Below are 12770 nucleotides of genomic sequence, written 5' to 3' on the forward strand. Positions count from 1 at the left end.
GCGGCGCCTCACAATCGCGGTTTCGGGACCGAACGGACCCGGCCCAACCTCTCATCGCATGGAACGGTGAAGGGTTCTCTTCCCCTGCCGGTTCTCGGTGGTTTCCATGCCGGTTCTCGATCCTGCTCCGCCCCGTCTTCGTCAGCGGCAGCCCCACGCCCTAGACGTGCCGGCCGCCCTCTCCGCCCACGCCGGACGGACGGGCCTGAACCTGGCGCTGCACCTGACGGACCCCGGCGTCCCGCACGCCCTGGCCGTCCGCGAGGTCGCCCCGGGCGTGCTAGGCGTGAATCTGCCCCTACCCGAAGCCGGGCCGGACGCCGCCGCCGCGGGCCTGCTGCCGATCGCCGGGGGCGTCGCCGGCGAACCCGCGGATGCGGTCGCGCGGCTGCTGGCCCTCAGCGGAGCCCAGGTCGCCGCCCAGCGCCGGGCGGACGGGCAGCAGGCGAGTCTGGAGGACCTCACCGAGCAGCTCAGCCGCTGCTACGAGGAACTCGCCCTGTATCACCGCCTGACGGGGCTGATGCAGATCACCCGCGATCCCGCCGCGTTCGCCCGGGAATGCGTCACGCAGACGCGTTCCTCCACCGGCGTCGACGCGGCCGCGATCCTGCTGGAAGGGGAGGACGCCGGACTGCTTTCCGACGGCCTGCCGCTGTTCAACGACGTGCGCGTCGATCGGATCACCCGGGCCGCGGAGAACCACGACTGGACCCGCCCGCTGGTGCTGAACGGCCCTGCCTGCACGTTGCGGGGCGCCGCGTCCGTCGCGTTCGCCCCGGTGCGACAGGGTTCCACGCACTACGGCTGGATCGCCTGCGGGAACGGGTTGGACGGGGAGGAACTCGGTTCGGTGGAGGGCAGCCTGTTGCAGGTCGTCGCCACGGTCCTCGCCACGCACCTCCGCAACCAGGGGCTGTTCCGCGAGAAGGAACAGATGATGTTGGAGTTCGTGCTCGGCCTGGTGCAGACCCTCGACGCCCGCGACCGCTACACCCGCGGCCACAGCGAACGCGTCGCCGTCGTCGCGCATCGGCTGGCGCGGCAACTCGGCCTCAAACCGGCGGAGCTGGACAACATCTACCTCTCCGGCCTGCTGCACGACATCGGCAAGGTCGGCATCGACGACGGCGTGCTCCGCAAACCGGGCAAGCTGACCGACCAGGAGTTCGACCAGATCAAGCGGCATCCGGTGATCGGCTATGACATCCTGGTGGGCATCTCCGGCCTCAGCGAGATCCTCCCCGGCGTCCGCAGCCACCACGAGAACTACGACGGCACCGGCTACCCGGACCAGCTTGCCGGGACGGATATCCCGGAGATGGCCCGGATCATGGCGGTCGCCGACGCCTACGACGCGATGGGCAGCGATCGCCCCTACCGTGACGGCATGCCGGTGGAGCGGATCGAAAAAATCTTCCGCGAGGGCCGCGGCACCCAGTGGGACGCGGAGGTCATGGACGCCTACTTCGCCTGCTCGGAGGAGGTTCGCACGATCTGGAGCAGCCCGAACGACTCCGCGGCCCGCCTCGCGGCCCGGGCGAAGCGGCGGATCTCCGGCAGCTCCTCCGGCCGCTGAACACGGAGTTACCGGGCGGCGTCGCCGGTCGACGGCACCCGGTCGCCGCGGCGGAGGGCGACCGCGGCCACCGTGCCCCCGAAGCCCAGCGACACCTTCGCCGCCGTCTCCAGCGGCGCCGGCCGGGCCGTCGGGGAGAGGTTCAACCCGCACGCCGGGTCCTGCCGGCTCAGGTTGAGGGTCGGCGGGACCACGCCGTCCCGCAGGGCGAGCAGGGTAAAGGCCAGTTCGACGGCCCCCGCCGCCCCGAGCAGATGGCCCGTCGCCCCCTTGCTGGCGAAGGCGGGGACCGCGGCGCCGTCGGCGAACGCCGCCCGCACGCCGGCGGCCTCCGCGGGGTCGTTGGCCCGGGTCGCGGTCCCGTGCAGACCGAGCAGGTCCGGCCGGACGCCTGCGGTGCAGTCGTGCAGCACGCGACGGACCGGATCGCCGGTGGCGTCGACGTCCGTTAGCTTCACCGCCGCGGAGGCCAGCCCCGTGCCGGTGACGGTGGCGTAGATCGTTCCGGGCCGGGCGAGGTCGGCCCGTTCCAGCAGAAACGCCGCGGCGCCCTCGCCGATCGCGAACCCGCTGCGATCCTCGTCGAACGGTCGCATGCAGCCGGCCGGGTCGTCGCCGGGGTCGGTCAGCACCCCCAACCGGGCGAAGCTGGCGAGAATCAGCGGATGCAGCGACGCGTCCGCGGCGCCGCAGATCACCCGGTCGCAGACGCCCTGCCGGATCATCTCCGCCCCGCGGATCACCGCAACGACGCCGGTCGCGCAGGCCGCGACCGGGGTCAGGCGGGGGCCGGTCGCCTGCCAGTCGTCCGGCACGCCGCGGCCGTTCGCCCCCAGCCACGGCCAACCGGGGCCGCCGGCGGGGGAGCGCCAGTCGGCCGCGTCGGACTTACTCGCGCCCAGCGCCCACCCGCAGCGGGGGTCGGCGAGCCGTCGCCCGGCCTCGTCGCACGGACCGCCCAGCCCGGCGTCGGCCACGGCATGGGCCACCGCCGCCGCCATCATCGCCGACGAACCGGCCAGCGCGGGGTCGACGAACCGCGGCGAAGCCCCCGCCGCGGGGCGGTTCAGCGGGGGGAGATCGACGGTCCGCAGGTCCGACCGCCCAGCCAGCAGATTGCGCCAGGGGTCGACGGACTTCGCCACGCCGAAGCCCACGCCCGTCACCGCGACGGCCGGTCCGTCACCCCCGACGACTGGCACGGCCCACCGTAAACAGGGCGGCGCCGATCATCACGCAGACGACCAGCCCTTCGAGAATCATGTTGCGGCCGGCAGCCTGTGCGAGCGGCGGAAGCAGAGCGAGCATGAACGCGTCGGGTTCGGACGGGGCGAGACGATCTTACAGCAACTCGGCGAACGGCACCCGCAGGCGGGCGAAATCGGCCCGGGGCAGGTTCACCGTCGCCCAGCTTTCGCTGCGACAGGTCATCGCGGTGGCGTAATCGGCCGCGGTGACGGCGAAGAAGGCGTATCGCCGCCCGCCCCACTCGAATGGGTCCTCACAGCCGGCCGTCTCGCCAGTGGCGAGATCGTAGGCGAAGGCCAGCACGGCCCGACTGCCGCCGCCGAACACGGTTTCCCACTTCAGCAGGCACTCCACGTCCTCGGCGGTCACCCAGTTCTCCCAGCGCCCGCCGCCCGGGCCGCCGGTGGGAAAGCGGCGGCCCTTCACGTCCACCAGCCACGAACCTCGCGGGGCGTCGCCGGCCTCCCCGGCCGGCCGGGCGACGATGAAGTCGAACGACTTCAGCGAGGCGTCCGCCGCCAACGCCCGCCGCTGCTCGTCCACCGCGACGTAAGGCACACGCAGGCTGCGGAGGTACTGCTCAAACGCGGCGTCGTAGTGGTTGGAGCGAATCGCCACGCCGACGGTCTGGTTCGAGGGAAGGGCGGGCTAGGTCCGGGTTTTGCGCCATTCGACAAGGCGATCGACCGCCTCGGCGCGGGTCACGGTCCACTGTTCGCGGCCGGCGAGGTCTTTGAAGGCGACGGTTCCCGCGGCGGCTTCCTCGTCACCGACAATCGCCGCCGTGCCGAAGCCCCGGCCGGTCACCCATTTCAGGTGCTTGCCGAGCCCTCGCGGCTCCGGGGCGACGGTCACGCGGAAGCCGCTCGCCCGCAGATCTTTCGCCAGGGCGAACACGTCCGGCAGGCGGTCTTCGCTCAGCAGAGGGATGAAAACGGCGGACGGGTCGTTGGGGCGGGCGCCGGTCTCCGCCTGCTCCTCCAGGTGGGCGAGCAGGCGGTCCACGCCGAGGCTCGCCCCCACGCCGGGCAGGGACTGCTTGGTGTAGAGCCCGGCGAGGTCGTCGTACCGCCCGCCGCTGCACACGCTCCCGAGCTTCGGGTCGGCGGTGAGGAAGGTCTCGAAGATCACCCCGGTGTAGTAATCGAGGCCGCGGGCGATGGAGAGGTCCGCAACCAGCCGGGTCGGTTCGCAGCCGCCGGCGATCGCCAGCCGGACGACCGTCGCCAACCGGTCCAGTGCCGCCAGCCCCGTCTCGCTGCCGTCCAGCAGCGGGCGGGCGGCGGCGAAGGTCTCGGCGGCGTCGCCGGAGAGGCCCGCGAACTCCAGCAGCCGATCGGCGGCCGCCTCGGAGGCGTCCGGCAGGGCGACCAGTTCGGTCCGCACCGCGTCCGCCCCGACCTTCGGCAGTTTGTCGAGGGCCCGCAGCACGTCCGTCGCCCGCTCCCGCAGACCGAGCGTGTCCAGCAGCCCGTTCAGCACGCCGCGGTGGTTCAGGCGGATCGTGAACTCGCCGCAGGAAGGTTGGACCTGCGAGGAAATCGTCGAGAGCAGTTCGTGGATCACGCAGACCGTTTCCGCATCCGCGGCGACGCCGGTGGTGCCGATCGTGTCGAAGTCGCACTGCACGAACTCGCGGTAGCGGCCCTTCTGCGGCCGTTCGCCCCGCCAGACGGGGGCGATGTGGTAGCGCCGAAACGGCGTGCCGAGCGTGCCGACGTGCTGGGCGGCGAAGCGGGCGAAGGGGACCGTTAGGTCGAACCGCATCGCCACGTCCCGGCCGCCCTGGTCGGTGAAGCGGAAGGTCTGCTTGTCCGTTTCGTCGCCGCCCTTGCCGAGCAGGATCTCTGCGTACTCCAGCGCCGGCGTGTCGATCGGCTCGATGCCGAAGCGATGGAACACGGCCTTCGCGACGTCCGTCACCCGTTCCCGCAGCGCGGCGGCGGGGGGGAGGAAGTCGCGGAAGCCGCGGAGGGTCTGCGGTTTGATCAGGTCGCGGGACAGGGCGGCGGTCGCTCTGGAGGTTTTCGGGTTCGCCGTCGCCGGTAGGCGGCGCGCGTTGGAGTGTTCGGGGCGGGTCAGTTCAGGACCGGCAGCAGGTCCGGCGGGTTCGCGGGGCGTTTGCGGGGCGGCAGCACGGCCTCGGCGTACTCGGCGATCTGCTCGGCGCACTCAAACAGGCGATCGTGCCGGCCGTCGCCGTCGTATTCGCAGGTCTCGTTCGAGTACCCTTGGCAGATGTCCGGGCGGGTTTCGTAGATGCCGCAGCGGTAGTCGGGCTGGAGGTGTTCGCAGTTGCCGTGAACCGTGAGGAACCAGACGTCGTCCTCAACGAAGATTGAGCAGTTCCCGTGCAGCAGATACCACCGGATGAAGTCGAACTGGCGGTGGGACTCCGGCGTTTCGATGGGCAGGGCGAAGTACCCGCAGCACCGGCCGGTGCAGTGATCGCAGGCCTCGGTCCCGGGCGGGAACTCGGCCCGGGGCAGGGGGGCGGGCGGAGTGAACGGGGCAGGCAACGCGGGACGGGGCGGTGAGAGCCGACGGGGGGGGCCGGCGAGGGGAGCCGGGCGGATTCGGACGACCCTGCGGGGCCGGGCGGGGCGCGTACGGGGCCGGGTGGGGCGGTCGTGCGGGGGGCGAGCGGCGGACGGCGCCGGTTCTGGCGATCCGCGGCGGTCGGGGGCGACGGAGCCCCCCTCCGCAGCCGATTCTGTTTGACCGCCGCGCGCGCCGCAACTTAGCCTTGGCGGTCTGGCGCCGCGTCTCGCGGCGTACACTCCCGCGTCCGTCGCCCGCGTCCGCCCCGTCCTGGAATTCGCCGCCGTGAAGATCTTCCGCATCGTCTGCAGCAGTCTGCTGGTGATCGGGGGGCTGGGCGCCTTCTACCTTGCGGTGCGGGCGCTCGATACGCAGGCCTCCTGGACCGCCGCCGCCAAGGCCGCGGAAGAAGCCGCGACGCAGGCGGAGGAGGGCCTGCCCGCCCTTCGCTCCCGTGAACTGGCACTGCGGAACGATCTGCGGGCCGCCAACGCCGGCTTCGGCCAGGTGCTGTCGAGCCCGAACCCGGCTCCGGACGCCCAGGGAAACGTGACCCTCGACATCGGCACGCAGGACGGCCTGACCGCCTCGGCGGACGGCTCCGGTCCGATCGTGCACCTGTTCGCCCCCACCGGCAACGGCGACGAGACCGTTTACGTCGGCCCCTTCTTCGTGCAGCAGGCCGCGGAGCGGCAGGCCCAGTTGGCGCCGACCTTCGCCGTGCAGCCGGGCGAGCCGCAGACCTGGCCGGTCGGCAACGGCGACTGGCGGGTGCGGCTGGACGTGCCGGCGTCGCGGGCCGCCCGCTTCGTCGAACTGGACACCGGGCTGGTGGAACGCCGCGAACTGCTGACGAACCGCCAGAACAACATCCTGACCCGCCAGCAGCAGGAATTGACCGACGCCCAGGACACCCTTGCGATCCGGGAGCGGGCGCTGCTGGGCGATCCGAACGCCCCGGAGATCTCCGACGCCCCGGAGATCCGGGCCGGTCTGATCGCCACGGCGACCGCCGAGGAACTCGAACGGGCCGAGGCGCTGCTCGAACTGGACCGCCTGCGTCGGGCGGTCAAGAATGCGAGCGACGAGCTGCGGGCGGCGTTGGCGGAGAACGTCGATCTCGCCGGCCGCCTGCCGACCGCCGCCCCGCCGCGGACCGCCAGCGGGGACTGACCCCGACGGGGGGTCCCTCGAACGGCGGACCGACGCCCCTTCTTTCTGCGCCGCACCGATGGGATTCGAGGACCGCGACTACGCCTGGGGCAGTCCGTCGAGGCGGGTGTTTCTCGGCGGCGGCAACCGCGCGGTAAAGGCGATCATCGCCATCTGTGCGGCGATCTTCGTGCTGCAACTCCTCACCCAGCGGGCGCCGCAGATCTACGGCGAGCCGCCGCTGCGCGGCCTGTTCGGCCTTGATCCGTCCTTCCTGGCGCTGGGACAGGTCTGGCGGCTGGTCACCTACGGGTTCCTGCACGACGAAGGCCAGCTGCTGCACATCGTCTTCAACATGCTTTGGCTGTGGGGACTGGGGCAGTCGGTCGAATCGCGGGTGGGCTCGCGGGAATTCGTGCTGTTCTACCTGGCGGCGCTGCTGTCCGGCGGGCTGGTGTTTTCGGCGTTGGAACTGATCCCCGCGTTCAGCCCGGGGGCCGGCGCGGCGACCGCCACCTGCGTGGGGGCCAGCGGCGCGGTGATGGGCGTGATCATGCTGTCCGCCCTGTGGGACCCGCACCGGCCGATCAGCCTCATCTTCATTACGGTCCCCCTGTGGCTGATCGCCACGGTCTACGGCGTGATCGAGACCTTCGCCGTCCTGAGCCGCATCGGCGCGGGGCGGGTCGCCGCCGACGGCGTCGCCCACGGCGCCCACTTCGGCGGCCTGCTGCTGGGCTGGGCCTACTACAAGCTGCAGTGGAACTTCGAGGGGGGCCTGGACCGAGTGACCGGCCGGCTGCCGCGGTTCACCTTCTCCGGCTTGAAACGCTCCGTGGGCGCCGGCCCGAAGGTCCGCATTCATCGTCCCGACGCGGCCGAGGATGACGGCGACGGGGACGACCTCGAACGCCGGGCCGACGCCGTGCTCGCCAAGCTGCACGCCAGCGGCGAATCGAGCCTCACCCGCAGGGAGCGGGCGACCCTGAAGCTCTACAGCGAGCGGGCCCGGGCCAAACGCGAACGGGGATAGGGCGAACCGCTGAAGCCCCCGGCGGGTTCAGCGTTGAGCAAGCTCCTGCGCCGACGGCCGGAGCTTGCGCTCCGGGCTCACGGCTTACCGGTTGCCGGCGTTCACCGGGACGGCGACGTCGTCGGCGGCGTCTTCGATCAGCGTGTTCGGCCCCTCAGGGTTCTTCGTCAGCGTGAAGCCGTCGAACAGGGCGCCGGTCGCGGTGTAGGCGTCGTACCGCAGGGTGTTCCCCTCGATGCGGACGATCTGATAGAGCTGCGTGTCGGCGCCGGTGCGGCGGAACAGCGGGCGGTCGCCCAGATCATACATCTTCGGCCCGCTGACGCTGACGACGTACACCGTGCCGGCCTCCGAGACGCGGGTCGCGCCCTCGGGGACGTTCCGGACGTCCCGATCGATCTTCGCGGCGGCCTCCGGGGCGGCTGCCGCCGATTGGCTGCGGACGTCGGCCTCGTCGCTGGCCGCGACGTTCTTCTCGATCGCGTTGTCGGCGGCGGTGACCAGCTTGCTGCGGGCGTAGGTGTGGTCGTGCCCCTGCAGGACCAGATCGACGCCGAACTCGTCGAAGAGCGGCTGCCAGGCGTTTCGCAGGTCCGGATTGTCCCGCCCCTCCTTCGAGTTGTAGAGCGGGTGGTGGAACGTCACGACCGTCCAGCGGTGGGGGTTGGACGCCAGCGTTTCCCGCAGCCAGGGGACCTGTTCCTCCGTCTTTTCGTTGGAGTTCAGGCTGACGAACCGCACCCCCTGGTAATCCAGGTACCAGACGGTCTCCTCCAGCCCGGGGACGTCCGGACCGTTTTCCGGGAAGGCGAACGTCGGCCGCCAGTGGTCGCTGACGGACTTGTCCTCGGTGTAGTACTCGTGGTTGCCGGGGGTGGCGAGCACGGGGGTGCCGCGGTTGATGAACCCGGCGGCGTCGAACCAGCCGCCCCATTCGTCGTCGGCCTCGGCCTTGTCGATGAGGTCGCCGGCGTGCAGCGTGAAGGCCGCTTTCGGCTCGTCGACAAAGGCCTGCCGAATCACCCGGCTCCACAGGCTGAACACGTCGTTCTGGGCGTCGCCGACGTAGATGAAGGAGAATGGCTCCGGCGTCGCGGCGGCGGTCGTGAAATGGCTCCACTCGCTCCAGTTCGTGCCGTCGCCCACCCGGTAGACGTACTTCGTGGCGGGGGTCAGGCTGGTGAGCTCCGCGGTGTGGTAGTTCGCCTCGGACAGTTCGGTCCGGTACGTCGTCGTCTCGGCCGACACGACGGAGACGAGATCCGGGTTCGCTTTCATGCGGTCCTCACGATCGACGAACTGCGGACCGCGGGTCGCCAACGTGAACTGCGCGAAGGCCTCGTCGACGTCGGCGTCGGTCCGCCAGGTGACGGCCTGCGTGGTGGCCGGGTCGTGAACCCAGGTGAGCACCACGCGATCCGGCATCGCCGTCGGGCGGTGCGTGATTTCGGCGGCTTGCTCCTTCGGGCGGGGCAGGTCGTCGACGTGCAGGTGGGCGCCGTGCTCCCCGGGGGGGTGGGCGAGGGCGAGGGCGGGCGCGGCGAGCACGGCCGCGGCGAAAGCAGTGCGGATGGACATGGCGGAGATTGTGCGACCGGGCCGACCGGACGCCAGCCCGCGAACGGTTCGCCGACCGGCTTCATCAACCCTTCACGTTCCCCGCCTCCGTCGCCGCCCGCGGCGGGGTGCGGCCGGACCGCTCGGTTGTGAGACCGGCGCCCCGCCCGTACGATTCGCCCGCCGTCGGCGGAGACTCTGCGCCCGCGTTCCGGGCTCCCCGACGCACATCAACTACAGTTCAATACTTCTAAAGCGAGACGTTTCGTGGCGGTTAAAGTCGGCATCAACGGGTTCGGACGGATCGGTCGCATCTCCTTCCGGGCGATGGCCGCCCGGCCGGAAGAATTCGAGATCGTCGGGATCAACGACCTCGCCGACAATCACGCGTTGGCGATCCTGCTGAAGTACGACAGCGTGCACGGCCGGTTCCCCGGCACGGTCGAATCCGACGCCGAGGGCCTGATCGTCAACGGCAAGAAGATCCCGGTCTTCAGCGAGCGTAACCCCGCCGACCTGCCGTGGGACAAGGTCGGCTGCGAGGTCGCGCTCGAGTCCACCGGCATCTTCGCCAACAGGAAGACCGAGTCGAAGCCTGGCTACGACAGCCACCTCGACGCCGGCGCCAAGAAGGTCGTGCTGAGCCAGCCGGCTAAGGACAATATCGACCGCACGATCGTGATGGGCGTCAACGACGACCAGCTCGAAGCCGGCGACAAGTGCATCTCCAACGCGAGCTGCACCACGAACTGCCTGGCCCCGATGGTGAAGGTGCTGGAGGAAGAGTTCGGCCTGGAGTACGGGCTGATGACGACCATTCACGCCTACACCAACGACCAGAACGTCGCGGACCAGATCCACAAGGACCTGCACCGCGCCCGGGCCGCCGCCCTCAATATCATCCCGACGACCACCGGCGCCGCGAAGGCCGTCGGACAGGTTATTCCCTCCGTCAACGGCAAGCTGACCGGCTTCGCCCTGCGGGTGCCGGTGCCCTGCGGCAGCGTCACCGACCTGACCGCCACGCTGAAGAAGACGGCCTCCGCCGACGACATCAACGCCGCGATGAAGGCTGCCAGCGAAGGCTCGCTGAAGGGCATCATGGCCTACACCGAAGACCCGATCGTCTCCTCGGACATCGTCGGCGACCCGCATTCCTGCATCTTCGACGGCGAGTTCACCCTCGCCATCGGCCCGTCGATGGTGAAGATCATGGGCTGGTACGACAACGAGTTCGGCTACTCCAACCGGACCGCCGACATCATCGCCAAGATCGCCTCGCTCTGATCCAGAACTTTGGTAACGCCGAGGCCCCGTGGGGCCTCGGCGTTATTCGTTTCTCCTCGAGCAGAGCAGAATGACACGGCGAGAACGAGCGTTGGGCGTGCTGCGGGAGAACGCTCCCGTGATCGCCCCCTCCATGTTGAAATGCGACTTCGCCCGGCTGGCGGACGAGGTCGACCTGCTGGACGCCGCCGGGGCGAAGGCCCTGCACTGGGACGTGATGGACGGCCATTTCGTGCCGAACCTCTCTTACGGGGCGATGGTGATCGCCGACCTGCGCGAGCGCACCGACGCGGTCTTCGACGCCCACCTGATGGTCAGCGCGCCGGGCCGGTATCTCGATGAGTACCTCAAGGCCGGCTGCGACCTCGTCACGGTGCACGTGGAGGCGGACGATTTCTCTCCCGAACTGCTGGATCGCATTCGCGACGCCGGCGTTGCGGCCGGGGTCTGTCTGAACCCTGAGACGCCGGTCGAACGGTTGGCGGAGATCGAGGGGCGGTTCGACCTCTGCCTCGTGATGAGCGTGAACCCCGGCTTCGGCGGGCAGAGCTACCTGCCCGGCTCCAACGAAAAGATCGCCGCGACGGCCGCCCAGGCGCCGGACGCGATCGTCGGCGTGGACGGGGGCGTCGCGGGAGACACGATTGCCGCGGCGTCCGCCGCGGGGGCGTCCTACTTTGTGTGCGGTTCCAGCGTGTTCGGCCGCGAGGACTACGCCTCCGCCGTGCAGGATCTCGCCAAAACCGCAGCCGGGGCGACGCGATGACCGAGGTCGCCGTCATTCGCCCCGGGTGCACCGACTACGACGCGCAAAGCCGCATCGCCGGTCGGCTTGACCTGCCCCTCAACGCGGCCGGCGAGGCGCAGAACGTCGAACTGGTCGACGCGCTCCGCGGACTGCACCTCTCCTACCTGCTTCGCGGGGCGGGGGGGAACGTCGCCGCGACGGCTGAGCAACTCGGCGAGCGCCTCGACCTGCCGGTCAAAGTGACGGAGGACCTCTGCAATCTCGATCAGGGTTTGTGGGAGGGCCTGACCGTCGAGGACGTGCGGCGCCGGTATCCCAAGCTGGCCCGCCGGTGGCACGACGAGCCGGAAAGCGTCTGCCCGCCGGACGGGGAGAGCGTCGGCGAAGCCTTGGAACGGGTGCGTCGGGCGTTGGCGAAACCGTTGAAAAAAGGGCGGGCGTTCGGCATCGTCGCGGCCGACCCCCTCGCCACGCTGATCGAAAGCGTCGTGCTGGGCGAAGAGGTCGAGTTTGACGGCCCGCTTGGGCAGCCCCGGCGCTGCGGGAGCGTGACGGTCGTCAGTACCGAAGGCACCGTGCGGGAGGAGGCGGCCGTGTCGAGCCTCAGCAGCGAAGACGTGGCCTCCGTCTCCGATCGCGCGGGGGCGCCACTGGCCAAAGACGGGGCGACGACCGAATCCTGATGACTGAAGACCGCCCCCCCACGGATCCCGTGCCCCCGCACGGCGCCGGCGCCCAGCGCAACGGGAACGACCCGCCCAAAAAGCGCGGCGTGCCGGAGGGCGTGTGGGTCCGCTGCCCCGGTTGCGGGCAGACGGTATTCCGCAAGCTGGTCGACGAACGCCAGGGCCTGTGCCCGGAGTGCGATCACCACTTCTACATCTCCGCCCGCGACCGCATCGCCCACCTGCTCGACGCCGACAGCTTCGAGGAGTGGGACGAGAACCTGCGGCCCGTCGATCCGCTCGGTTTCTCCGACCGCAAACCGTACGCGGAGCGGCTCGTCGCCGAGCAGAAGCGGACCGGCATGCCGGAGGCCTGCGTCTCCGGCCGCGGCTACCTCCGCGGTCGTCCGCTGGCGCTGGCGATCACCGATTCGGCCTTCATCATGGGCTCGATGGGTTCGGTCGTCGGCGAAAAGCTGACGCGGGCCATCGAACGGGCGACCGAACAAAAGCTCCCGCTGGCGATCGTCAGCGGCTCCGGCGGCGGGGCCCGCATGCACGAGGGCATCTTCAGCCTGATGCAGATGGGCAAGACCTGCGCCGCCCTCGCCCGCTTCCACGAGGCCGGCGGGCTGTTCCTGTCTGTACTGACCAACCCGACGATGGGCGGCGTCGCCGCCAGTTTCGCCAGCCTCGGCGACGTGGTGCTGGCCGAACCGAAGGCCCTGATCGGTTTCGCCGGCCCGCGGGTCGTGGAAGCGACTGTCAAACAGAAGTTGCCGGACGGCTTCCAGACGAGCGAGTTCCTGCTGGAACACGGCTTCGTCGACCGCATCGTCAGCCGCCCCGACCTCCGCGGCGAAGTCGCGCGGTTGATCGACTACTGCTCCCGGTAGGATGGGCTCTGTCGGCGAGCGGTGGGCGTGAGCCCTCCGTGTGCTCGCTCGCTTCCGAAGACAC

Annotated in this window: 13 protein-coding genes; 7 read left to right on the plus strand and 6 right to left on the minus strand. The window is 70.5% G+C overall.

The annotated features are described in order from the left end of the window. Window positions 1-166 precede the first annotated feature (166 nt). Window positions 167-1579: an HD-GYP domain-containing protein gene (locus CA12_RS17940; protein ID WP_145360366.1), complete on the plus strand. Its 1413-nt coding sequence runs from the start codon at window positions 167-169 to the stop codon at window positions 1577-1579. An 8-nt stretch (window positions 1580-1587) separates the two neighbouring features. Here the strand turns inward: CA12_RS17940 and CA12_RS17945 are convergent, their stop codons facing one another. The 5 genes from CA12_RS17945 to CA12_RS22865 form a co-directional block, all read right to left on the minus strand. Then, window positions 1588-2781 carry a beta-ketoacyl-[acyl-carrier-protein] synthase family protein gene (locus CA12_RS17945; protein ID WP_145360367.1) on the minus strand — a complete coding sequence of 398 codons (1194 nt, stop codon included), beginning with the start codon at window positions 2779-2781 and terminating at the stop codon, window positions 1588-1590. Next, the gene (locus CA12_RS23040) at window positions 2762-2887 is read right to left on the minus strand and encodes a hypothetical protein (protein WP_261342366.1); all 126 of its coding nucleotides are present in this window, start codon (window positions 2885-2887) and stop codon (window positions 2762-2764) included. The genes CA12_RS17945 and CA12_RS23040 overlap by 20 nt, the downstream gene beginning before the upstream one ends. Before the next feature lie 33 nt (window positions 2888-2920). After that, window positions 2921-3445, minus strand: coding sequence for an HYExAFE family protein (locus tag CA12_RS17950; protein ID WP_145360368.1), 525 nt, complete (start codon window positions 3443-3445; stop codon window positions 2921-2923). 30 nt (window positions 3446-3475) lie between these two features. Then, on the minus strand, window positions 3476-4819 hold the full coding sequence (hisS, locus tag CA12_RS17955) for a histidine--tRNA ligase (protein WP_390614145.1): 1344 nt from the start codon (window positions 4817-4819) through the stop codon (window positions 3476-3478). A gap of 86 nt (window positions 4820-4905) precedes the next feature. Next, the gene (locus tag CA12_RS22865; protein WP_242688005.1) at window positions 4906-5346 is read right to left on the minus strand and encodes a YkgJ family cysteine cluster protein; all 441 of its coding nucleotides are present in this window, start codon (window positions 5344-5346) and stop codon (window positions 4906-4908) included. A gap of 307 nt (window positions 5347-5653) precedes the next feature. Here CA12_RS22865 and CA12_RS17965 point away from each other — a divergent pair, with 307 nt between their 5' ends. After that, window positions 5654-6541 carry a hypothetical protein gene (locus tag CA12_RS17965; protein ID WP_145360369.1) on the plus strand — a complete coding sequence of 296 codons (888 nt, stop codon included), beginning with the start codon at window positions 5654-5656 and terminating at the stop codon, window positions 6539-6541. 58 nt (window positions 6542-6599) lie between these two features. Beyond that, window positions 6600-7553, plus strand: coding sequence for a rhomboid family intramembrane serine protease (locus CA12_RS17970; RefSeq protein WP_165700844.1), 954 nt, complete (start codon window positions 6600-6602; stop codon window positions 7551-7553). An 84-nt stretch (window positions 7554-7637) separates the two neighbouring features. On the opposite strand, the gene CA12_RS17975 is transcribed toward CA12_RS17970, so the two are convergent. Further along, window positions 7638-9131, minus strand: coding sequence for a purple acid phosphatase family protein (locus CA12_RS17975; protein WP_145360371.1), 1494 nt, complete (start codon window positions 9129-9131; stop codon window positions 7638-7640). Between the two features lie 246 nt (window positions 9132-9377). Between CA12_RS17975 and gap the strand changes: the two genes are divergently transcribed. From gap to accD, 4 genes are all read left to right on the plus strand, one after another. Beyond that, window positions 9378-10397 (plus strand): type I glyceraldehyde-3-phosphate dehydrogenase, encoded by a 1020-nt coding sequence (gap, locus tag CA12_RS17980; protein ID WP_145360372.1) that lies wholly within the window; start codon window positions 9378-9380, stop codon window positions 10395-10397. A 70-nt stretch (window positions 10398-10467) separates the two neighbouring features. Continuing rightward, complete coding sequence (gene rpe, locus CA12_RS17985; RefSeq protein ID WP_145360373.1) at window positions 10468-11163, plus strand: ribulose-phosphate 3-epimerase; 696 nt, start codon at window positions 10468-10470, stop codon at window positions 11161-11163. Further along, the gene (locus CA12_RS17990) at window positions 11160-11828 is read left to right on the plus strand and encodes a histidine phosphatase family protein (protein ID WP_145360374.1); all 669 of its coding nucleotides are present in this window, start codon (window positions 11160-11162) and stop codon (window positions 11826-11828) included. Before rpe ends, CA12_RS17990 begins: the two co-directional genes overlap by 4 nt. Beyond that, complete coding sequence (gene accD, locus CA12_RS17995) at window positions 11828-12706, plus strand: acetyl-CoA carboxylase, carboxyltransferase subunit beta (RefSeq protein ID WP_145360375.1); 879 nt, start codon at window positions 11828-11830, stop codon at window positions 12704-12706. Before CA12_RS17990 ends, accD begins: the two co-directional genes overlap by 1 nt. The last annotated feature ends 64 nt before the right edge of the window (window positions 12707-12770 follow it).

This window comes from Alienimonas californiensis (genome assembly GCF_007743815.1).
GTDB classification, from domain to species: Bacteria; Planctomycetota; Planctomycetia; order Planctomycetales; family Planctomycetaceae; genus Alienimonas; species Alienimonas californiensis.